General features: G+C 65.6%; 20 protein-coding genes. 12 read left to right on the top strand and 8 right to left on the bottom strand.

The window, feature by feature from the left end; translation table 11 throughout:
• Positions 1–21: 21 nt before the first annotated feature.
• The 4 genes from ABT375_RS05410 (at position 22) to ABT375_RS05395 (ending at position 2,879) form a co-directional block, all read left to right on the top strand.
• A complete protein-coding gene (locus tag ABT375_RS05410; RefSeq protein ID WP_261934376.1) occupies positions 22–462 on the top strand; it encodes a host attachment family protein in 441 nt (146 codons plus the stop codon).
• A gap of 157 nt (positions 463–619) precedes the next feature.
• Positions 620–1,438 (top strand): hypothetical protein, encoded by an 819-nt coding sequence (locus tag ABT375_RS05405; protein ID WP_416464370.1) that lies wholly within the window; start codon positions 620–622, stop codon positions 1,436–1,438.
• 532 nt (positions 1,439–1,970) lie between these two features.
• Complete coding sequence (gene dksA / locus ABT375_RS05400; RefSeq protein ID WP_416464856.1) at positions 1,971–2,435, top strand: RNA polymerase-binding protein DksA; 465 nt, start codon at positions 1,971–1,973, stop codon at positions 2,433–2,435.
• Positions 2,436–2,501: 66 nt separating this feature from the next.
• Positions 2,502–2,879: a PilZ domain-containing protein gene (locus ABT375_RS05395; RefSeq protein WP_416464369.1), complete on the top strand. Its 378-nt coding sequence runs from the start codon at positions 2,502–2,504 to the stop codon at positions 2,877–2,879.
• Positions 2,880–3,033: 154 nt separating this feature from the next.
• On the opposite strand, the gene ABT375_RS05390 is transcribed toward ABT375_RS05395, so the two are convergent.
• Positions 3,034–3,189: a YdcH family protein gene (locus tag ABT375_RS05390; RefSeq protein ID WP_224545804.1), complete on the bottom strand. Its 156-nt coding sequence runs from the start codon at positions 3,187–3,189 to the stop codon at positions 3,034–3,036.
• Positions 3,190–3,378: 189 nt separating this feature from the next.
• Here ABT375_RS05390 and ABT375_RS05385 point away from each other — a divergent pair, with 189 nt between their 5' ends.
• The 7 genes from ABT375_RS05385 to ABT375_RS05355 all read left to right on the top strand — a co-directional run bounded on the left by ABT375_RS05385 (position 3,379) and on the right by ABT375_RS05355 (position 13,263).
• Positions 3,379–3,558 (top strand): YdcH family protein, encoded by a 180-nt coding sequence (locus ABT375_RS05385; protein WP_416464855.1) that lies wholly within the window; start codon positions 3,379–3,381, stop codon positions 3,556–3,558.
• Between the two features lie 123 nt (positions 3,559–3,681).
• Positions 3,682–4,161: a DUF1465 family protein gene (locus tag ABT375_RS05380; RefSeq protein WP_224545805.1), complete on the top strand. Its 480-nt coding sequence runs from the start codon at positions 3,682–3,684 to the stop codon at positions 4,159–4,161.
• Between the two features lie 77 nt (positions 4,162–4,238).
• Positions 4,239–6,311 carry an autotransporter assembly complex protein TamA gene (locus tag ABT375_RS05375; protein ID WP_416464368.1) on the top strand — a complete coding sequence of 691 codons (2,073 nt, stop codon included), beginning with the start codon at positions 4,239–4,241 and terminating at the stop codon, positions 6,309–6,311.
• The gene (locus ABT375_RS05370; protein WP_416464367.1) at positions 6,311–10,507 is read left to right on the top strand and encodes a translocation/assembly module TamB domain-containing protein; all 4,197 of its coding nucleotides are present in this window, start codon (positions 6,311–6,313) and stop codon (positions 10,505–10,507) included. Before ABT375_RS05375 ends, ABT375_RS05370 begins: the two co-directional genes overlap by 1 nt.
• Position 10,508: 1 nt before the next feature.
• Entirely contained in the window at positions 10,509–11,903 is a 1,395-nt protein-coding gene (locus ABT375_RS05365) for an L-serine ammonia-lyase (protein ID WP_416464366.1), read from the top strand.
• Between the two features lie 181 nt (positions 11,904–12,084).
• Positions 12,085–12,738 (top strand): outer membrane protein, encoded by a 654-nt coding sequence (locus ABT375_RS05360; RefSeq protein ID WP_224545808.1) that lies wholly within the window; start codon positions 12,085–12,087, stop codon positions 12,736–12,738.
• A 108-nt stretch (positions 12,739–12,846) separates the two neighbouring features.
• On the top strand, positions 12,847–13,263 hold the full coding sequence (locus ABT375_RS05355) for an acyl-CoA thioesterase (RefSeq protein WP_224545809.1): 417 nt from the start codon (positions 12,847–12,849) through the stop codon (positions 13,261–13,263).
• A gap of 213 nt (positions 13,264–13,476) precedes the next feature.
• On the opposite strand, the gene pyrF is transcribed toward ABT375_RS05355, so the two are convergent.
• From pyrF to ABT375_RS05320, 7 genes are read right to left on the bottom strand one after another with little or no spacing between them, the layout of a single operon-like run.
• A complete protein-coding gene (pyrF, locus tag ABT375_RS05350; RefSeq protein ID WP_224545811.1) occupies positions 13,477–14,151 on the bottom strand; it encodes an orotidine-5'-phosphate decarboxylase in 675 nt (224 codons plus the stop codon).
• Positions 14,148–14,498, bottom strand: a complete 351-nt coding sequence (locus ABT375_RS05345; RefSeq protein ID WP_224545812.1) for a LapA family protein — start codon at positions 14,496–14,498, stop codon at positions 14,148–14,150. The genes pyrF and ABT375_RS05345 overlap by 4 nt, the downstream gene beginning before the upstream one ends.
• 33 nt (positions 14,499–14,531) lie before the next feature.
• The gene (locus ABT375_RS05340; protein ID WP_416464365.1) at positions 14,532–15,401 is read right to left on the bottom strand and encodes an aldose 1-epimerase; all 870 of its coding nucleotides are present in this window, start codon (positions 15,399–15,401) and stop codon (positions 14,532–14,534) included.
• 17 nt (positions 15,402–15,418) lie between these two features.
• Positions 15,419–16,831 (bottom strand): sugar porter family MFS transporter, encoded by a 1,413-nt coding sequence (locus ABT375_RS05335; RefSeq protein ID WP_416464364.1) that lies wholly within the window; start codon positions 16,829–16,831, stop codon positions 15,419–15,421.
• Positions 16,832–16,853: 22 nt separating this feature from the next.
• Entirely contained in the window at positions 16,854–17,729 is an 876-nt protein-coding gene (locus ABT375_RS05330; RefSeq protein ID WP_416464363.1) for an SMP-30/gluconolactonase/LRE family protein, read from the bottom strand.
• 1 nt (position 17,730) lies between these two features.
• A complete protein-coding gene (locus tag ABT375_RS05325; RefSeq protein ID WP_416464361.1) occupies positions 17,731–18,486 on the bottom strand; it encodes an SDR family NAD(P)-dependent oxidoreductase in 756 nt (251 codons plus the stop codon).
• Complete coding sequence (locus ABT375_RS05320; RefSeq protein WP_416464854.1) at positions 18,483–19,625, bottom strand: fumarylacetoacetate hydrolase family protein; 1,143 nt, start codon at positions 19,623–19,625, stop codon at positions 18,483–18,485. The genes ABT375_RS05325 and ABT375_RS05320 overlap by 4 nt, the downstream gene beginning before the upstream one ends.
• A gap of 154 nt (positions 19,626–19,779) precedes the next feature.
• Here ABT375_RS05320 and ABT375_RS05315 point away from each other — a divergent pair, with 154 nt between their 5' ends.
• The gene (locus ABT375_RS05315) at positions 19,780–19,992 is read left to right on the top strand and encodes a hypothetical protein (protein WP_416464360.1); all 213 of its coding nucleotides are present in this window, start codon (positions 19,780–19,782) and stop codon (positions 19,990–19,992) included.
• Positions 19,993–20,067: the final 75 nt, after the last annotated feature.

The following is a 20,067-nucleotide window of genomic DNA, read 5'->3' as shown; positions in this document are numbered from 1 at the left end:
CAACGAGAAAAGGACCGAGCGATGCAGATCGATCAAGACGCGATGGTGCTGGTGGCGGACGGGCGCAAGCTGCTCTTCTTCCGCAACAAGGGCGACAGCAGTTTCCCTCAGCTTGAGGCGGAGGAGGTCAAGGTCCAGGACAACCCCGCCAATCGCGATCAGGCGTCGGATGCGGCAGGGCGGTCTTCCTCGCCAATGGGTGGTCGGCAAAGCTCAATGGAGCAGGTCAACTTCCACGATCTGGAGGAAGCGCGCTTCGCCACCGAAGCCGCCGACCTGCTCAAGCGCCGCGCCTTCGCGCAGGATTATGAGAAACTGATCATCGTCGCTCCGCCGACGGCGCTGGGCGAGATGCGCAAACATTATCATAAGGAAGTGCAGAACCGGCTGGTCGGCGAAATCGCCAAGGATCTGACCAATCACCCGGTGCTGGAGATTGAGAAGATCATCGCGGCGGCCTGAAGCAAACCGGCCTGGAACGAAAAAGGGGCGGCGCCCGATGCCGGGGCCGCCCCTTTTTCGTGACAGGCGTCGCGCTTAGGCGGCGGCCTGCGCCTTGCGTTCGGCGAAGCGGCGGCGGGCGACGAGCGCCACGGCGGCCGCGCCGAACAGGAGCACCATGGGCGGCGCCGGAACATCGGTACCGCCCGTGCTGCCACCCGAGCCCCCGCTCGAGCTGCTGGAAGAGGAACTGCTGGACGAGGAGGAAGAGGACGAGCTGCCGCTCGATCCGCTCGACCCCGAACTGCCGCTCGACCCGGTGCTGCCCGTGCTGCCGAAGCTGGACGAACCGCCCGACGAAGAAGAGCTGCTGGACGACGAGCTGGAGGACGAGGACGAGCCGGAGCTGCCGCTGGAACCGGAGCTGCCGCTCGACCCCGAGCTGCCGCTGCTGCCCGAACTGCCGCCGCTCGAACCGGGATGGTCCGGCTTGCCCGGCTTGCCGCCGCTCGATCCGCCCGAGCTGCTCGACGACGAGCTGGAGGAGGAAGAGGAGCTGGACGAGGAGGACGAGCTGGAGCTGACACCTGACGAAGTGGACACGTTCCCCGATGAGGTCGATACGCCGCCCGTCGACGTCGATACGCCGCCCGTGGTCGAGCTGGTCGAACTGCTGATGCCGCCGGTCGAGCTGCTGGTCGAGGAGATCACGACCGATCCCCCGCCGCTGCCGCCACCGCCGCCACCGAAGAAGCCGCCGATGAACCCGCCGCCGCCAAAGCCGCCGCCACCGCCCATCACGACCGGCACGGCGCCACCGCCGCCCGACATCATCGGCATTTCGGCCATCGGCATCGGCGCGGGCAGGGGGATGGGCGCAGCCTGCGTCACGACCGTTACCGTCTGCGGCTTGGTTACCTGGACGGTCCGGACGACCTTGCGCTTCACGGTGCGAACGGCCAGGCGCTTCTTGGGCGCTGCCTTCATGCTTTTGTAACTATGCACCACGGCCGGACGGGCGTTTTCAGCGACATGGACGGCACCGCCGCCGATGATCGCTCCGCCGCAAGTGCAGGCGCACAACTTAGCCAAAGCCATCCGTACCGACATAGGATCTACTCTTCTCTTGTTACCCCCGTACCCACACTGGATTTCCAACGATGGGCTGACGGGAACTTCCTATGCGCATCAACGCAAAAGAAAGGGTTAACTGCAATCCCGTTAACCCTCAATATCATGTCTAAGTCGAGGGAAAAGCTGCTGCCGGCTGAAAAGAAATGGTTAACGTCCCACTATGGAACGGCTGGCGGGCCAAGGCTGAACGGGGAGCGTTCCGCCGGCAGCCGATATGCATGGATGCGGACTCGCCGACCGACGATCCCATGCCTATGAAAAAAACGGCCGGAAGCAAGCGACAAGCCTTAGATTGCCCGCTTGTATCGGCCAGCAGCCATGGCTATGAGGCGGGCACAATCAAGTTTGGGCGCCCGGAACATCAAGCGCCGGGGCCTTACGAGTCGGAGAGCCAGATGGCATCGGTCCTGAATTCCGATAAAGACGGCGAAAAGCCGCCCAAATCGACTGTAACGCTTCCCGCCGACTACCGGCCTTCGCCCGACGAAGAGTTTATGAACCCGTTGCAGCTGGAATATTTCCGGCAGCGCCTGTGGGACTGGAAGAAGCAGATCCTGGCCGAAGCGGAAGGCACGTTGGCCGTTCTTCAGAACGAGCCGCTGCGCGAACCTGACCTCAATGATCGCGCATCGAGCGAAACCGACTGGTCGATCGAACTGCGCACCCGCGACCGCCAGCGCAAGCTGATTTCCAAGATCGACGCGGCGCTGCGCCGGATCGACGATGGCGAATATGGTTATTGCGAAGTCACCGGCGAACCGATTTCGCTCGGTCGGCTGGAAGCGCGCCCGATCGCGACGATGACGGTCGAGGCGCAGGAACGGCACGAGCGGCAGGAAAAGATATCCCGCGACGATTAACGTTTTTTCCATCACCCCGCGGTTAGGATGATGGCCTTCACCGCTTTTCCAACCGTGGGTTTTTGCATGGACGACCAACAGGATATTTCGGACCGGGGACCGGCGCGCGCCGCGCCGCGCGATAGCCTGTTCCTGCTCACCACGCTCAGTACCCCGGAAGGGGCGCCGCTGGGCAAGGCCAGGGTCCGCAATCTGTCCGCGACCGGCCTGATGGCCGATTGCGAGCGGGCGGTGCCTGCCGGCATCCACATTGTCTGCGATCTGCGCGGCGTCGGGAAGGTGACCGGCATGGTCGCCTGGTCGCGTGAGGAAAAGATCGGCCTCGCTTTCGACGAGCCGATCGACCCGCAACTGGCGCGCAAGCCCGTGGGCGGCGCCGGAGCGCCACATAATGCCGTGCCCGACTATTTGCGCGCGCATCAGCATGGCGTGAAGCGCCGCTGATCCTTCCCCGATGGGCCGGACAATAAAACGCCCCGCGAACCTGCCGGCTCCGGGGCTCTTGCGATTCTATCGCGACATATTCAGGCAGAGGATGGTCGGACGGGCGGTCTTCGCCGCCCCGTCCTGACCTCCTCCCAGAGCAGTGCGCCAGCGATCAGTGCTGAGCCATCTCCTCCTTCAGCCGCAATTTCTGCTTTTTGAGCGATGCCACCAATATGGCGTCGGGCATGGGTCGACTCGACTCGGCCTTGATTCGTGCTTCAAGGCCGGCATGCTTTGCTGAAAGAGCTGAAATGTGGCTATTTTCCATGACATTCTCCTTACGAGGGCGATGGATGATCAAGTAGATCATGAATTGACCGGCTTGTCTCGCGGCGATTCGGGCTTTGCGGCGGGCCGCATGAAAATTTGCGATGGTCCGCGTCGTCAGGGCGCGTTATCAGGCGCTGTTGGGTCAAGTGAAGTGGAGGCAAGAGGCGCGGTGAGCCGGGAAGACATCATGCGCCGACTGGAATTGCTGCGGGTCGAGCATCGTGACCTCGACAGCGCGATCGCCGCGCTGGTGACGGGCGGCGGTGGCGACCAGATGCAGATCGCGCGCCTCAAGAAACGCAAGCTGCGGCTGCGCGACGAGATTGCGATATTGGAAGATGCGCTGGTTCCCGACATCATCGCCTGACCGTCTGGCGGAGGGGCGCCAATTTCGGTTAACGCCCCGCTAACCGATCCCAAATGGGACAAAGCATGGCAATGGCGGTCTAACGGGCCTGACAAAGTTGCAAAAATATGGCAGCTCAATCCTATGCAAAGCCCCGCCTTTCTTGATCCTGGCCTCCATCGGCGACTGGTGGACGGACTCTATCTGGAAGCCATGATCATGGCCGACGAAGCGCGCGCCTATTTCGACGGCAGCGCGTCGCTCGACGATGGCGTGGACGATCCGCTGCGCCGGGTCGCCTTCGCCTGCGAATCGCTCAAGGTCACGACGCGGCTGATGCACATCATCGCCTGGTTACTCAGCCAGCGCGCATGGCAGCGCGGCGAGATCGAGCAGGTGGACCTGTCCGATGAGAAGTATCGGCTGGGCCGTGCATCGCATACCGAGGCCGAACTGGCCGGCGGCTTTCCTTTCGCGGCCCGTGCGTTGATCGATGCGAGCCAGGAATTATACGATCGCGTCGCTCGCCTCCAGGATCGACTGGACGCGATGGCCACCTCCGCCGCCACGGTCGGCGCCAGCCCCGCGCGCGCGTTGCTGGACCGGTTGAACACCGCATTCTGACGATTGGCGCGCAATTGGCGGTGCCTGGCTCCTTCTGGGGCTGGCGTTTACGCCCACAGTTGGTCTAGACCGGCGCCATGACCGATGGTTTGCGGATACGACGCCGCTCTTCAGGCCGCCCGCATGCCGCCCGGCTCCTTCTCGCGCCGTTGCTGCTTGCCGCGCCCGGCGCTCTGTGCGCGCAGGAGACGCCGGCCGAGGTCGCGCCGGAGCCGAACCAGACGCTCGACGCAATGCCCGACATCGGCGTCGACTGGCCCGACATGGGCCAGCCCGATACGATTGCACCGCTGCCTGCAGACCCGGTGGACGATCAGGCCCAGGCCGGTAATTCCGGCAATCCGGTCGCGACGGATATGCCCGCCGACCTGGCGGACCAGGCGTCCGGTCCCGCCGACGACGTAGCCAGCTTCGCCGATGCGGGCGAAGAGCGTCGCTACACCGTGCTGCTCAGCGGCATCGACGCTATCGCCGATGCCCAGTTCACCTTGCGCTTCGACGAATTGTCCGTGCTGCGCCAGGGGCAGGGCAAGTCCGCCAACCTCGCCCAGATCAACCGGCGCATGAAGGAGGATGGGGAACTGCTCGACCGGCTGTTGCGCGCGAAGGGCTATTATGCCGCGCGCATCCGCAGCGCCGTCGCCGCGCCGCCGCCGGGCAGCGATCGGCTGGCGGTCACCTTCGACATCGCGCCCGGCACCCGATATCTGCTGGAATCGGTCGATGTCACCGGCCTTGCGGAAACGGCGGGGCAGGAAGCGCGGCTGCGCGCGGCCTTCCCGCCCAAGGTCGGCGATCCCGTCGATGCCGATGTGATTCTCGCCGGGCGCGATGCGCTGGCGACCAAGCTCGCCGAAAGCGGTTTTCCCTTTGCCAGGGTGGATGAACCCGAAGTGCGGATCGATCATGAGGAGCGCAAGGGCGATCTCGACATCATCGTCGCGCCCGGCGGCTTCCGCCGGTTCGGCGCGATCCGTATGGACAATGAGCAGTTGTTCGACGCGCATCATGCGCAGGAAATCGCCCGCTTCGATCCGGGCGACACCTATATGGCCTCCGATGTCGAGGATCTGCGCCGCGCCATCGTCGCTACCGGCCTCGTCTCCTCGGTCAGCCTGAAGCCGGTCGAGGCGGGCGATGGCGAGCATGTCGACCTGGCCGTCGATGTCCGTCCGGCGCCGCTGCGCACGATCGCGGGCGAACTGGGCTATGGCACGGGGGAGGGCTATCGCGCGGAAGTCAGCTGGCAGCATCGCAACTTCTTCCCGCCCGAAGGCGCGGTGACGCTGCGCGGGGTGCTCGGCACGCAGGAACAGACCGCGTCCTTCACCTATCGCCGCAACAATTTCCACCGGCGCGACAATGTGCTGACAGGGCTGCTGTCGGTCAGCAACATCAAGCGCGACGCCTATGATGCGCGCACCATCACCCTGTCGGGCGGGCTGGAACGCCAGACCAACATATTGTTCCAGAAGAACTGGGTGTGGCGGGTCGGCGCGGAACTGGTGGCGTCCGACGAAGCCGACGCCTTTTCGGGCGGCGCGCGCCGCACCTTCCTGATCGCCGCGATCCCCCTGAGCCTGACCTATGACGGCAGCGACGACCTGCTCAACCCCAGCAAGGGTTTCCGGCTGGGTGGCCGGATCAGTCCCGAACTGTCGTTCCAGAACACCACCTTCGGCTATGCCAAGGTGCAACTGGACGGTAGCGTCTATCAGCCGATGGGCGAGAAGCTGGTGATGGCGGCGCGGGCGCGCTTCGGCACGATCCTGGGATCGACCGTCGATCAGATCGCGCCGTCGCGGCGCTTCTATGCCGGCGGCGGGGCGTCGGTGCGCGGCTATGGCTATCAGGCGATCGGGCCGCGCTATGGCGAGAATGACGATCCCGTCGGCGGCAAGAGCCTGGCCGAATTTTCGCTGGAGGCGCGGGTGCGCTTCGGCAATTTCGGCGTCGTGCCCTTCGTCGATGCCGGCAATATCTCCACCAGCTTCGTGCCGCGCTTTCGCGACTTGCGCATCGGCGCGGGCATGGGCGTGCGCTACTACAGCAATTTCGGCCCGATCCGCGTCGATGTCGGCACGCCGATCAACCCGCAATCGGGCGATCCCAAGGTGGCCGTCTATGTCTCGCTGGGGCAAGCTTTCTGATGGCCGACGACGCACCCGTCGATCCGGTCGTCCCGCCGTCGTCCACGCCTCGGCCACGCCGCGCCTGGGACGGACGCTGGCAGCGCTGGCTGGCCGGGCTGCTGGCGGCCATGGTCGTGATCGTCGCTGGCGCGCTCCTGTGGCTCGATACCGGTGGCGGGCATCGCTTCCTCGCCACCCGGATCGCGGCGATCAAGTCGTCGTCGGGGCTGCGCATCCAGGTCGGCGGGATAGAGGGCAGCATCTACCGAAAGGCGGTGCTGCGCGACCTCATACTGTCCGATCCGAAGGGCAAGTTTCTGGAAGCCCCGCGGGTCGAACTGGACTGGTGGCCCTTCGCCTGGCTGTCCAACCGGCTCGACATCGACCGGCTGGTGATCCCGCGCGCGACTTTGCACAAACTGCCCAAGCTCAACCCGACCCAGCGGCGCGGGCCGATCCTGCCGGGTTTCGACATTCGACTGATGGAATTTTCGGTCGGCCGGCTGGATATCGCGCCCTCCGTCACCGGTCGCGCACAGGTCGCGACCATGGCGGGCGACGCCGATATTCGCGGCGGACGCGCCATCATCGATCTGACCGCGCGCACGCTCGACGGCAGCGATGCCCTGACCATAGCGCTCGACAGTCGCCCGGATGATGATCGCTTCAAGCTGGACGTGACCATCAACGCACCCAAGGCCGGCCTGCTGGCGGCCATGGCCGGGTTGCAGCAGGACGCCAATCTGCGCATCGGCGGCAAGGGCGGCTGGAGCCGGTGGGACGGCCGCCTGGCCGCCACGCTGGACGGCGGGCCGGTTGCCGATGTCGTGCTGGCCGCCCGCAGCGGCGCCTATTCGGCCCGCGGCACGGTGGAGGGCAATGCGATCGCCGGCAACGGGCTGTTCCGTCGCATCGCCGCGCCGCGCCTGTCCTTGCGGGCCAGCGGCACGATGGTCGACCGGGTGATCGACGGACGGCTCTCGCTCCGCTCCGCGGCGGTCGATCTGGCCGCCGACGGCGCGATCGACCTGCGCAACAACGCGCTCGACAATATGCGGATCGACCTGAAACTGACCCGGCCCGAAGCGCTGCTCAAGGATGTGCGCAGCAGGGACGTTGCAGCAAAGATCCGGCTGGATGGCCCCTTTGCGGGGCTGGGCTATGAATATCTGGTCACTGCGCGCCAGTTGACCATCGACCGGGCGATCATCAACGACCTGCGGGCGGAGGGCAAGGGACGCGCACCCCGGAACGGCCCGGCGCTCATCCCCCTGCGGCTGCGCGCGCGCAGCGTCGATGGTCAGGGCGACCTGGTCGCGGGCATATTGCGCAATTTCCAGCTCGATGGCGTGCTGCAGCTCAAGGGGCAGCAGATCGTCAGCAATCCCATGCAACTGCTATCGGACAAGTTGCGCGGCAAGCTGGTGGTGATCGCGGACTTGAAGACCGGCCGCTATGATGCGGGGCTGGACGGCCAGATCGCCAATCTCTTCATTCCCGGTTTCGGCATCGTTGACCTGACATCCAAGCTGCGCGCGGTGCCGCGCGCCGATGGCCGCTTCGGCCTGTCCGGCAATGCGCTGGCGCGGGTGCGGCGGCTGGACAATGATTTCCTGCGGACATTGGGCGGCGGCCTGCCGACCGTGCGCAGCGGGCTCGACCTGCTGCCCAATGGCGATCTGGGACTGCGCGACCTGCGGCTGGAATCGCCACTGCTGACGCTGACGGGGCAGGGCGTGCGCCATCGCGACCAGACGCTGCATCTGGAGGGCGTGGGCCGCCATGGCCGTTATGGGCCGGTGACGCTGACGCTGGACGGCATGATAGACCGGCCGACCATCGACGTTCTGCTGGCCCGGCCGATGGATGCTCTGGGCCTGCGCGACGTGCGGGCGAAGCTGATTCCCGACGCCAATGGCTATAGCTACACCGCCAATGGCGGATCGACGCTCGGCGCCTTCACCGGGCGGGGCGTCATCCTGTTGCCGCATGGCGGGCAGGCGGTGGTGCGGGTCGCCAACCTCGCCGTGTCGGGCGTGACCGCCAGCGGCGATATCCGGCCCATTGCCGGCGGCCTGGACGGCCAGCTCAGCGTCATGGGACCGGTCACCGGCTATATTAATTTCAAGCCGGTGGACGCCAACCAGCAGGTGCAGCTCAAGCTGACCGCCAACGACGCCAGCTTCGAAGGACCGACCGTCATCGAAGTCCGGCGCGGTACGCTGGACGGCACCATCTTGCTCGATCCCACCGGCACCACCGTCACCGCGACGGCGCAGGCGCGGGGCCTGCGTGTCGGCGGCGTGCTGCTCGGGCGCTTCGCCGCCAATGCCGAACTGGTCGATGGCAAGGGCAAGATACGCGGTAGCCTGTCGGGCCAGCGCGGCCGCCTGTTCGACCTGCAGGGTGAGGCGGACGTCCAGCCCGACCGCATCCGCCTGACCGCCGGCGGCACCATCGACAAGCGGTCGATCCGCCTGACCCGACCGGCAGTGCTCACGCGCGCCGAAGGTGGCTGGCGCCTGTCGCCCGCGACCATCGCCTATGCCGGCGGATCGCTGCAACTTGCGGGCGAACTGGGCGGCGCCGCGACCCATATCGAAGCGCGGATGCAGAAGCTGCCTCTGGCCCTGCTCGACATCGCCTATGACAATCTGGGCCTTGGCGGCATGGCGACCGGATCGTTGAGCTACGCCCAGCCGCGCGGCGGCCTGCCCAGCGGCAAGGCTGAACTGCGCATTCGCGGCCTGTCCCGCTCCGGGCTCTCGCTCAGCTCCCGCCCGGTCGATGTCGGCGTCAATGCCGTGCTGACCGGCGAACGGCTCGCCACTCGCATGGTCTTCGTCGCCGACGGCAAGACGATCGGCCAGGCGCAGGCGCTGCTCAATCCGCTGGGGACGGAGGGCGGTCTGGCGACGCGCCTCAACCGCGCGCCCTTCTTCGCCCAGTTGCGCTTCAACGGCACGGCGGACACGCTCTGGCGGCTGACCGGGGTGGAGATCGTCGATATCGCCGGCATGGTCGGGGTGTCGGCCGACATGCGCGGCACGCTGGGCGAGCCGGTCATCACCGGCACCTTCGCCACGGACAATGCCGCGATCAACAGCCCGGTGACCGGTATGCGCCTGAAGGACGTCAAGGCGCGCGGTCGCTTCTCCGGCGCGCAACTGGTCATTTCCAGCTTCGCCGCCACCGCGCAGAATGGCGGCACAGTCAATGGAACCGGCCGCTTCACCTTCAACGGCATCGCCGGCGTGGGGATGGACCTGAGCCTTCAGGCTGACAATGCCGCGCTGCTGGAGCGTGACGATATCGCCGCGACCGTAACCGGTCCCATCACCCTGCGGTCGGACGGGGTTGGCGGCACGATCGGCGGTGACCTGCTGCTCAACAAGAGCCGCTTCACCATGGGCCGCGCCGCCGCCGTGGCGCAGATTCCCGAACTCAAGGTGGTGGAGGTCAACCGCCGTGGCGACGAGATCGAGCGGCCGCGCTCCAACGTCCCCTGGGCGCTCGCCATCAAGGCACGGGCGCGCAATCGCCTGACCGTCACCGGCCTCGGCCTCGACAGCGAATGGCGGGCGGACCTGGACCTCGGCGGCACCGTCACCAATCCGACGATTGCGGGCCGGGCGGAACTGGTGCGCGGCGGCTATGAATTTGCCGGCCGCCGCTTCGAATTGCGCGAAGGCCATATCCAGTTCGATGGCCGAACTCCGGTCAACCCGACGCTCGACATCAGCGCGGAGGCGGACGTCAGCGACCTCAGCGCCACCATCCATGTCGGCGGCACCGGCCTGAAGCCGGACATCAGCTTCACCAGCGTTCCCGCGCTGCCGCAGGACGAACTGCTCTCGCGCATCCTGTTCGGCACGTCGATCACCAACCTGTCCGCGCCCGAAGCGCTGCAACTTGCCTCCGCCGTCGGATCGCTGCAGGGCAATGGCGGGCTGGATCCGATCAATGCCGTGCGCAAGGCGGCGGGTCTCGATCGGCTGCGCATCATCGCCGCCGACCCGACCCAGGGGCAGGGCACCTCGATTGCCGCGGGCAAATATCTGACCCGCAAGACCTATGTCGAACTCATTACCGACGGACAGGGCTATAGCGCCACCCGGATCGAATATCAGGTCACGCGCTGGCTCTCGCTGCTCGGCGCCATTTCCACGCTGGGCCGCGAAAGCGCGAACGTGCGGGTTTCCAAGGATTATTGATGTGACCAAAAGCCGGATCGATGCGGCCACCGCGATCAGCGTGATGGACCTGTTCACCATCGGCATCGGCCCTTCCAGTTCCCATACGGTGGGGCCGATGCGCGCCGCACTGATGTTCATGGATAGCCTGCCGCAGACGCCGGTGCGGGTGCAATGCGAACTGTTCGGTTCGCTGGCGCTGACCGGCCGGGGCCATGCGACCGATAGCGCCATCCTTCTTGGCCTGTCTGGCTATCGCCCCGAGAGCGTCGATCCCGACCAGATCGGCGCCATCCTGGCCGCCATCCGCACGGACGGCCGCATCCGCGCGGGTAGCGCCGTGGATCATATGGTCCCGTTCGAGGAAGCGCGCGACCTGCTGTTTCGCATGGGCGAATTTCTGGAGGCGCATAGCAACGGGATGCGCTTCACCGCCTGGCTGGACGGGCGCGATGCCCCGCTGGTGCGCGACTATTATTCCATTGGCGGCGGCGCCGTCCTGCTCGGCACCGCCCCGACCGATGACGCCGCGCCGCTCGGCCATAATGTCGTCCAGCCCTATCCCTTCTCCTCCGGCGCGGAGATGCTGGCGCAGGGCGAAGCGACCGGCCTGTCGATCGCGACCCTGGTCCTGCGTAATGAAGGGGCGTGGCGCGTACAGGCGGAAACGGACGCTTTCCTCGACAGCGTGATCGACGCCATGAGCGCCTCGATCGACCGTGGCCTGGAGCAGGAGGGGCTATTGCCCGGCGGCCTCAAGGTCCGTCGCCGCGCCCGCGCCATCCACCAGCGGCTCCGGCTGCAACAGGATGCGCTGGGCCCGGCGCAGATTTTCGAATGGGTCAGCCTGTTCGCGCTGGCGGTGAATGAGGAAAATGCGGCGGGCGGCCGGGTCGTCACCGCGCCGACCAACGGCGCGGCGGGGGTGATTCCGGCGGTGCTGCATTATTATCGCCGCTTCGTGCCGGGGGCCGATCGGGATGGTGAGCGCCGCTTCCTGCTGACCGCCGCGGCCATCGGCTTCCTCTACAAGAAGCGGGCCTCCATTTCCGCCGCCGAAATGGGCTGCCAGGGGGAGGTCGGCGTCGCCTGCTCGATGGCGGCGGCCGGGCTTGCCGCCGTACTGGGCGGCACCAATGGCCAGATCGAAAATGCCGCAGAGATCGGCATGGAGCATAATCTCGGCCTCACCTGCGATCCGATCGGCGGCCTGGTGCAGATACCCTGTATCGAGCGCAACACGATGGGCGCGGTCAAGGCGATCAACGCCGCCTATCTGGCGCTTCAGGGCGACGGCCGTCACATTGTCAGCCTTGACGCAGTGATCGAAACCATGCGCCAGACCGGCGAGGACATGGCGAGCCGCTACAAGGAAACTTCGCTCGGCGGTCTGGCCGTCAATGTCGTGGAATGTTGAAAATCGTTCCGGCGGTTCACCGCCAGATCCGCACGCTCGCACGGCGAACGGAGCTGATTTCGTGACATTAAGGCCACATATTCAAATGTTTATCTCCCGTTCATGAAACAAAGGCGGCCGCTCCGGCTTGTGCGTCTCACCCCCTGAGAGAGGGGACAGAATGACACACGGAGTATCTGTTATGCGTAAGTTGATGGTCGCAACCCTTCTGGCCGGCGCCACCGTCGCCACCCCCGTTTTCGCGCAGGATGTCGGCCCCACCTTCACCGGCCCGCGCGTCGAAGCGATACTGGGCTATGACCGCACCGGGGCTGGCAGCGATGTCGATAACGACAATGGCCATGACGATCAGAAGATCGACGGCCTGCTCTACGGCGTCGGCGCCGGTTATGACGTGAACCTGGGCAGCGCGGTCGTGGGCGTGGAAGGCGAATATACCGACTCCACCGCCAAGAGCAGCCGCACCGACTTTTCCGACCAGTTCGGCTTCGGCCGCGTCAAGCAGGGCCGCGACCTCTATATCGGTGCGCGCGCCGGTATTCTCGCCAACCCCGCGACGCTGGTCTATGTGAAGGGCGGCTACACCAACACCAAGCTCGACGTGCTGGCCGGCGACACCAATCAGGAAACCGACACCGCGTTCAAGCTGGACGGCTGGCGCATCGGTGCCGGCGTGGAGCGGGCGATCAACGCCAACACCTTCGCCAAGATCGAATATCGCTATTCCAAATATGAGGATGCCCATATCAACTTCGCCAATGGCGCGACCAGCGACGAATTCGGCATCGACACCGACCGCCATCAGGTCGTCGGCAGCGTCGGCTGGCGTTTCTGATCGCCGGTATCGGCCAAGGGAAGGGGCTGGTCGCGAGACCGGCCCCTTTTTCGTGGAGCATGCTATTGCCCCTATCAGTCCGCGTGCAGGGCTGCTATTGACATCCGTGTGAGTAACGCGATTCCCCACCGCTTCCCGATCGGCATCGATCCCATCGACATCGACTTCATGGGTCATGTCAACAATGCCAGCTACCTGAAATGGGTGCAGGCGGCGGTGCTGGACCATTGGCGCGCGCTGGCCCCGGCCGAAGCGGTCGCCCAGCATCTCTGGGTCGCGCTCAAGCATGAAATCACCTATCGCAAGCCCACCTTCCTGGATGATGACGTGATCGCCACCGTCCTGCTGGAAAAGGTGCAGGGCGCCCGCGCCTTCTACGAAACCATCATCAAACGCGGCGAGGAAGTGCTGGCGGAGGTCAAGTCAAGCTGGTGCTGCATCGACGCCAGCAGCCTGCGCCCGGCCCGGTTGACGCGCGAGGTGATCCAGCATTTCTTCGTTGGCGACGCGGAGTCCGAACGCTGACAAGCCCGCGCTAACGGTTAGCCGACAGGTCGATCTTCACCGCATGGGTTTTAATCGGCATGGCTAGGATGAGAGCCGCCGCTATGGGCGCGGCCGCACCCCAGGCATAGTTTTGGTGCGGATATCACGCACTGCCTGCACCACGCAGAATAGCGCAACCGAGAGCAGCACGACGAACCAAAATTCCGAAATTTCCATGTCTTCGGCCCCGCCCTAAAGCGTGGCCTCAATCTCCCGCGCCGCCATGTCCGGATTCTCCGCCAGGCTGATCGGCCGCCCGACCACCAGAATCGACGCGCCCCGGTCCAGCGCCTCGCGCGGGGTCACGGCGCGCTTCTGATCGCCCAACGCGCCGCCGGCCGGCCGCACGCCCGGCACCACGAAATAGCCGTCGGACCAGTGTTTCTTGACCGCGGCCACTTCCTCGCCCGAACAGACGATGCCGTCCAGCCCCGCGCTCTGGGCCAGGTCGGCGAGGCGACGGACCTGATCCTCCGCCTTTCCGCCCACGCCGATATCCAGCAGATCGCCATCGTCCAGGCTGGTCAGCACGGTGACGGCGACGACCTTGGTGTTCACCCCGGCCGCCGCCTTGGCGTCTTCCAGCATCGCCCGGCCGCCAGCAGCATGGACGGTCAGGATCGCCGGTTCCAGCAGGTGCAGCGCCTGCACCGCCTTGGCCACCGTATTGGGGATGTCGTGGAGCTTGAGATCGAGGAAGATCGGCAGGCCGAACTTCATCATCTCATGCACGCCATGATGGCCATTGGCGCAGAAAAATTCCAGACCCAGCTTCAGCCCGCCGACATGATGCTTCACCTGACCGGCCAGCGTTTGCGCCTTGCTCAGGTCGGGAGTGTCGATGGCGACATAGATGGGGCTGCTCATGCTGGTCCTGTGGTGCTGGGGGTGGGGGCGAGCGGGTCGGGGAGGCCGGCAACGGCTGACACATCCGAAAAGGCGGGCGGTGGGGGCGGGGCGGAGGCGGTGGTGGCGACCACCAATGCGCGCTCGGTGCTGTCGAGCCGGCGCTTCAGACGCCAGCGGGTGGCCCGCGCCATGATCCAGAAGGGCAGCGCCCCCAGCAGGAAAGCGCCGATCAACAATACGGGCAGCTTGGTTTCCATCACCATGTCGCCCCACAGGCGCACGGTCACGGGCACATAGTTCGCCATACAGAAGAAGGCGAGTCCCACGGCGATGACGACCCAGAAGGCTGTCCGCAAAAATTGCATAGGCTGAACCCTTCGCTGCTGCTTTGGGGTAGCTTAGGCGATCCCGGCGGATTTCGGAAGCGTCTGGTCGATTTTGTCGATGGCGATCGTCATGGCGACGCGCGCGGTGTCGCCGGGCACCACCGTCGCCATGCCGCCGCGGTTGATCGCGTCGGGCATATGGCTGACCGGCTCCAGGCAGAAATCGACGCTGCCCGGCGGGCGATAGACGTGCAGAAACCCGGCCCCGGTCGCTCGCAGCGTCAGGCGCAGGCCGTCGCCGCGCCGGATCGTCGCGGTCCCGTTCCAGCCGGTATAAACATTGTCGACCAGCGTGTCGCCGCGCACGATGGCAGGCCGCGACCAGTCGCCCAGCATATCGGCGGCGGCGTGGCGGTCGGGCAGCATGTCCGGGGTAGAAAGCCAGAGGCCGTCCGCGTCGAACTGGATCATGGTCGCGGCGTCGGCCAGGAAATAGGGGTGAAAGCCCAGGCCCGCGGGCATCGGCAAGTCACCGACATTGGTGATGGACAGCGACATGGACAGGAGCGAAGGGGTCAGCGCGACCTGCTGCTCCGCCCTATAGGGCCATGGCCATCCGTCACCGCCGCCATGATCGTGGGTCAGGCGCGTAGCCGCTGCAAGTGTCTCGCTCGCCGTCCATGCCGTCTGCCAGCCAAAGCCATGGATGCTGTGCGGATGGTCGCCGAAATTGAGGGGAAGCCGATAGTTTCGTCCGTCAAAGGCAAAGCGCCCGTTCGCTATGCGATTGGCGTAAGGAACCAGCGGAAAGCTCGCCATCGCAAGTGGATCGCTGGCACCGTCCGGCGCACGGCGCAGCAGATTCACGCCGTCCAGCGCGAGGCTCAGCAGCGATCCGCCGACAGCGGGCGAGATGGCCGCTTCCAGCCCTCCCGCCCGCAACAGGATCGTGTCCGTGCTCAGCCTTCCATATCCTCAAGCTCGCGCCCCTTCGTCTCATGCACCATCTTGCGCACGAAAAAGAAGCTGATCGCTGCGAACAGGGCGTAGCCGGTATAGGTCACGACCAGTCCCGGCGACACAGCCAGCGCCGGGAAGCTGACCGAGATGGCGGCATTGGCGATCCACTGGGCGAAGCCGGCGACCGCCAGCCCCGATCCGCGAATCTGGTTCGGGAACATCTCGCCCAGCATGACCCACATGATCGGACCCCAGCTAAGGTTGAAGAAGATCACGTAGAGATTGGCGGAGATCAGCGCCATCAGGCCGTTATGGCCGGGCAGCGACACCGCGCCGTCCGCGCCGGTGACGGCGGTGGAGAAGGCATAGGCGACGATCGCGAGCGTCACCGCCATGCCGGCCGAGCCGATCAGCAGCAGCGGCTTGCGCCCGATCCTGTCGACCAGGGCGATGGCGCCCAGGCACGCGCCGATCGACAGCACGCCCGATAGAATGTTGATCTGCAACGCATTATCTTCGGAAAAGCCGACCGCTTCCCATAGCGTCGCGCCATAATAGAAGACGACATTGATGCCGACCAACTGCTGGAAGACGGCCAGACCAATACCGGTCCACACGATCGGGCGAATCTTGCCGGTGGTCTTGCTGATCAGGTCCGACAGCTTGGGCCGGTGATGATCGGCGGCCAGGCTGGCGCGGATTTCCGCAACCTTGCGCGCGGCTTCCAGCGGACCGAACAGGCGCGTCAGCACCACTTCGGCATCGGCATCGCGGCCGCGCGCCACCAGATAGCGAGGGCTTTCGGGGATGAAGAGCAGCGCGATCAGGTAGATGGCCGCCGGGATCGCCTGCAACCAGAACATCCAGCGCCAGGCCGGGAAGTCCAGCCATAGCGGCGCGGTGGAGCCACCGGCATAGCGGGCCAGCACGAAATTGGCGACGAAGGCGCCGGTCAGGCCGGAAATGATCATCACCTGCTGCACGCTCGACAGGCGTCCGCGCACGGCGGCGGGGGTGACTTCGGAGATATAGACGGGTGAAATGACGCTCGCCGCGCCGACGCCCAGGCCACCGATGATGCGGGCGAAGATGAAGATGGCCGAAGACCCGGCGGCGCCCGCCAGCAACGCGCTGCCCAGGAAAAGGACGGCCGCCAGCATCATCACGCCGCGTCGGCCGATCAGGTCCGCCATGCGCCCTGCCATGAATGCGCCGATCGAAGAGCCGACCAAAATCGCGCCGACATTGATGCCGATGCCGAGCTTGCCCAGATCGAAGGCCGCTTCCAGCCCCTTCTGCGTCCCGTTGATGACGCCCGAATCATAGCCGAACATGAATCCGCCGATCGTCGCCACAGCGACGATTGCGGCGATAAAGGCCATATTGACCTTTTCGGCGCTCCCCTCATTCATCTCTCTACCGTCCTTCCTGTTCTTATATCGTTGCGACATGCCCCGGCAGCCCGGCCACGCCGGGATCGAAGGCGAAGATATCGCCCGCCAGAGGTTGCTGTGCCAGCGCTGTCATGTCCAGCCCCTTGCGCGCGGTCGTGGCGTAGGCGGTGGTCAGGTCGTCGCCGCCAAAGGCGATCTTGGTGATGTTGGCGACCGGGAAGCGCACCTCCCGCATCAGCGTGCCGGTCGGGTCGTAGCGGCGCACCGCCCAGCCGCCGAACAGGCCGGTCCACAGGCAGCCTTCGGCATCGATGGTGGGACCATCGGGATAGCCGGCGCCATCCTCGATCCGGGCGAACAGGCTTGTATTGCCGACCGTGCCGTCTGGCGCCAACGCGGTGCGCCAGATGCGCTTGCCCAGCGTATCGGTGTGGTACAGGATACGCCCATCAGGCGAGAGGGCAGGGCCGTTGGTGATCGACACGGCAGGCAGGCCGCTTTCGATGCACGCGCCCTCGTGGAGACGATAGAAATGGCCGCTTTGGGCCTCCTCCGCATCGTCCATCGACCCGAACCAGATCGCCCCGTCGGGCGCAATGCAGGCGTCGTTCTGGCGGTTGCCCGGCAGATGGGCTTCGGGGGCATGACGCAGGGTGAAGCTGGCGGTGGCGGGGTCGAAGCTGTGGACGCCTGATTGCAGGCCCACGGCGAACAAGCCATCATCGGTCGGCAATATCCAGCCGACCTGGCCTGGCGTCCCCCAACTGCGCCCGACGTCCAGCGCCGGATCGTAACGATGAATCCGATGTCCCTTGATATCGACGAACCACAAAGCCGCGTCGCGCGCCACCCAGACCGGGCCTTCGCCCAGCGTCGCGCCGACCGACAGCACGCTTTGCGGATCGGCGGTCAACATCTCAGCGCCAGCCGGCATCGATGAAATAATCATGGGCGGTGCAGTAACGCGCATCGTCGGACGCCAGGAACATGGCCAGCGCAGCGACATCGACGGGCAGGATGCGGCCGTCCAGGCATTGCGCCGCGACGATCTCCGCCTCGCCTTCGGGCGTGTACCATTTTTCCTGGCGCGGGGTCTTCACATTGCCCGGAATGATCGTGTTGACGCGGATATTGTCGCGGCCCAGGTCGCGCGCCAGGCTGCGGGTCAGGCCCTCGATGGCCGCCTTGGCGGTCTGGTAGAGGGTCAGCTCGGGCAGGGCGAGGTGCCAGCTTATCGATCCGAAATTCAGGATCACGCCGCCGCCCGCGCGCTTCATCGCGGGCACCGCCGCCTGCGCCGCGAAAAAGAGGTGGCGCAGGTTCACCGCCATCCGCTCGTCCCAATAGGCGGGGGTCACTTCCTCGATCGTGTGGCGGTCGTCATTGGCGGCATTGTTGATGAGAATGTCGATCCCGCCAAGCTGCTGCTCGACCGTCCCGATCATCGCCTGCACCGCTTCGATGTCGCGCAGGTCGACGGCGTGAAAGATCGGGGTGACGTTGGCGCCAGTGAGGCGGGCGACCAGCGAGTCGCTCTCCGCCACGGCGATGTCGCAAAAGGCGACATGCGCGCCCTGGCCGACGAACGCCTCGACCAGCCCCGCGCCGATGCCGCTGCCGCCGCCGGAAATGAAAACCCGCTTGCCCTTCAGACTGGGATAGATGGCGCTCATGCGGCGGTGTCTTTCAGCAGGCCGCGCGCGGCGAGATTGGTCATCAGTGCGGTGAGGCCATAGGTCCAGGGCGCGGCGTCCTTCGATGTCACGACCATGTTGACAAGCTTGCCGAGGCGCGGGGTGGAGATGGCGACGACGTCGCCGACCTTGTGGGTAAAGCCGCGGCCCGGATCGTCGCGATCCTGCACCGGGGCGAAAAGCGTGCCCAGGAACAGCGCGAAACCATCGGGATATTGATGTTCCGACAGCGTCTGGCGCACCAGTTCCAGCGGATCGCGGCTGATCTGGTTCATGCTGCTTACGCCTTCGAGGCGATAGCCTTCGGGACCGTCGATCGTCAGTTCGACTTCGGCATTGCGCACATCGTCGATCGTGAAGTCGCCATCGAACAGGCGGATCAGCGGGCCAAGCGAGCAGGACGCATTATTGTCCTTCGCCTTGCCCAGCAGGAGCGCCGAGCGTCCTTCGAAATCGCGCAGATTGACGTCATTGCCCAGAGTCGCGCCGATAGCGCTCCCAGCGGCATTGGCGATCAGCACTATTTCGGGTTCGGGGTTGTTCCAGGTGGAATCGGACCGGATGCCGATCTGCGCGCCCGCGCCCACGGTCGACAGCACCGGCGACTTGGTGAACACCTCCGCATCCGGGCCGATCGCGACCTCCAGATATTGCGACCACAGCCCGTCCTCGATCAGTGCGGCCTTGAGCGCGGCGGCTTCGGGCGAACCGGGCACCACGGCGCGGATCGAGCCGCCGACGCGCTCTTCCAGCCGGCCGCGAATCTCCGCAGCCGCGCTGGCATCGCCGCGCGCCCGTTCCTCGATCACCCGTTCGATCGCGGAGAGGGCGAAGGTTACGCCGCACGCCTTGACGCATTGCAGATCGACCGGGCTGAGCAGCGGCAGATCGAGCGCATCGACCGGGCCAAGGGCTTCGCCGGCATCGGCCGCCAGCGGCAGCTTTTCGATCAGTTGCGCCACGGTCGGTGCGACGCGGCTCATATCATGAGCGATGCCGTCGCGGACCAATATGGGGCTGGGGCCATCAGCGGTCAGGACACGGCCAAGAAACAGGCCGGCGCGCCAGTCGGCGGGCAGGCAATCTACCAAGGTGGACAAGGAGGCGGCCCCCGACATCATCAACTCCTAATGGGACGGTTGTTAATTGATAGCGCTACCAACATGGATCGGGGGGTGAAGTCAAGAGGGTGCGCGCAAAATGCAAAAGGTGGGAGGGGGAAGCAGTTCCGGCTTTTCGTGGCCGCCGCTTTGGGGCATAGCATTGCGAACCATGAGCAAGCCTGAAGACAGCGCGCCGCCGGTCGGTGCAGACGCCGCAAAGCCCACGCCCCTCGCCGCCGCAAAGGCTAAGGAAAAGGACAAGGTCGATCTCGCTACCGCGGCGATCAAATCGGCCGGAAAGGGCGTATGGGCGGGCGCGGCGGTGGGCATCGGTTCTGCCGCGATCGTTGCGGCGCTGCTCTACACCCGCAAAAAAGGTTGATCGCGCGCTGCATTGGCGGCGCGCTTCTTCTCACTATTCAAACTTAAAAAAGAGGCGGCATGGCCTTCGTTCCAT

The sequence above is a fragment of the Sphingomonas sp. VDB2 genome (assembly GCF_047946695.1).
Taxonomy (GTDB): domain Bacteria; phylum Pseudomonadota; class Alphaproteobacteria; order Sphingomonadales; family Sphingomonadaceae; genus Sphingobium; species Sphingobium bisphenolicum.
The sequence above is the reverse complement of the archived record's forward strand: the minus strand, read 5'-3'. Positions and strand labels throughout refer to the sequence as shown.

What these genes read in the sequence shown, in the direction of transcription:
- ABT375_RS05385 (WP_416464855.1), top strand. Translation starts at nt 3,379, where the DNA reads ATGCGCCGACTGGAATTGCTGCGGGTCGAGCATCGTGACCTCGACAGC.
- ABT375_RS05345 (WP_224545812.1), bottom strand. Translation starts at nt 14,498, where the DNA reads ATGCAATTTTTGCGGACAGCCTTCTGGGTCGTCATCGCCGTGGGACTC.
- ABT375_RS05360 (WP_224545808.1), top strand. Translation starts at nt 12,085, where the DNA reads ATGCGTAAGTTGATGGTCGCAACCCTTCTGGCCGGCGCCACCGTCGCC.
- ABT375_RS05320 (WP_416464854.1), bottom strand. Translation starts at nt 19,625, where the DNA reads ATGTCGGGGGCCGCCTCCTTGTCCACCTTGGTAGATTGCCTGCCCGCC.
- ABT375_RS05410 (WP_261934376.1), top strand. Translation starts at nt 22, where the DNA reads ATGCAGATCGATCAAGACGCGATGGTGCTGGTGGCGGACGGGCGCAAG.
- pyrF (WP_224545811.1), bottom strand. Translation starts at nt 14,151, where the DNA reads ATGAGCAGCCCCATCTATGTCGCCATCGACACTCCCGACCTGAGCAAG.
- dksA (WP_416464856.1), top strand. Translation starts at nt 1,971, where the DNA reads ATGGCATCGGTCCTGAATTCCGATAAAGACGGCGAAAAGCCGCCCAAA.
- ABT375_RS05390 (WP_224545804.1), bottom strand. Translation starts at nt 3,189, where the DNA reads ATGGAAAATAGCCACATTTCAGCTCTTTCAGCAAAGCATGCCGGCCTT.
- ABT375_RS05330 (WP_416464363.1), bottom strand. Translation starts at nt 17,729, where the DNA reads ATGTTGACCGCCGATCCGCAAAGCGTGCTGTCGGTCGGCGCGACGCTG.
- ABT375_RS05335 (WP_416464364.1), bottom strand. Translation starts at nt 16,831, where the DNA reads ATGAATGAGGGGAGCGCCGAAAAGGTCAATATGGCCTTTATCGCCGCA.
- ABT375_RS05325 (WP_416464361.1), bottom strand. Translation starts at nt 18,486, where the DNA reads ATGAGCGCCATCTATCCCAGTCTGAAGGGCAAGCGGGTTTTCATTTCC.
- ABT375_RS05315 (WP_416464360.1), top strand. Translation starts at nt 19,780, where the DNA reads ATGAGCAAGCCTGAAGACAGCGCGCCGCCGGTCGGTGCAGACGCCGCA.
- ABT375_RS05395 (WP_416464369.1), top strand. Translation starts at nt 2,502, where the DNA reads ATGGACGACCAACAGGATATTTCGGACCGGGGACCGGCGCGCGCCGCG.
- ABT375_RS05370 (WP_416464367.1), top strand. Translation starts at nt 6,311, where the DNA reads ATGGCCGACGACGCACCCGTCGATCCGGTCGTCCCGCCGTCGTCCACG.
- ABT375_RS05375 (WP_416464368.1), top strand. Translation starts at nt 4,239, where the DNA reads ATGACCGATGGTTTGCGGATACGACGCCGCTCTTCAGGCCGCCCGCAT.
- ABT375_RS05405 (WP_416464370.1), top strand. Translation starts at nt 620, where the DNA reads ATGGGCGGCGCCGGAACATCGGTACCGCCCGTGCTGCCACCCGAGCCC.
- ABT375_RS05380 (WP_224545805.1), top strand. Translation starts at nt 3,682, where the DNA reads ATGCAAAGCCCCGCCTTTCTTGATCCTGGCCTCCATCGGCGACTGGTG.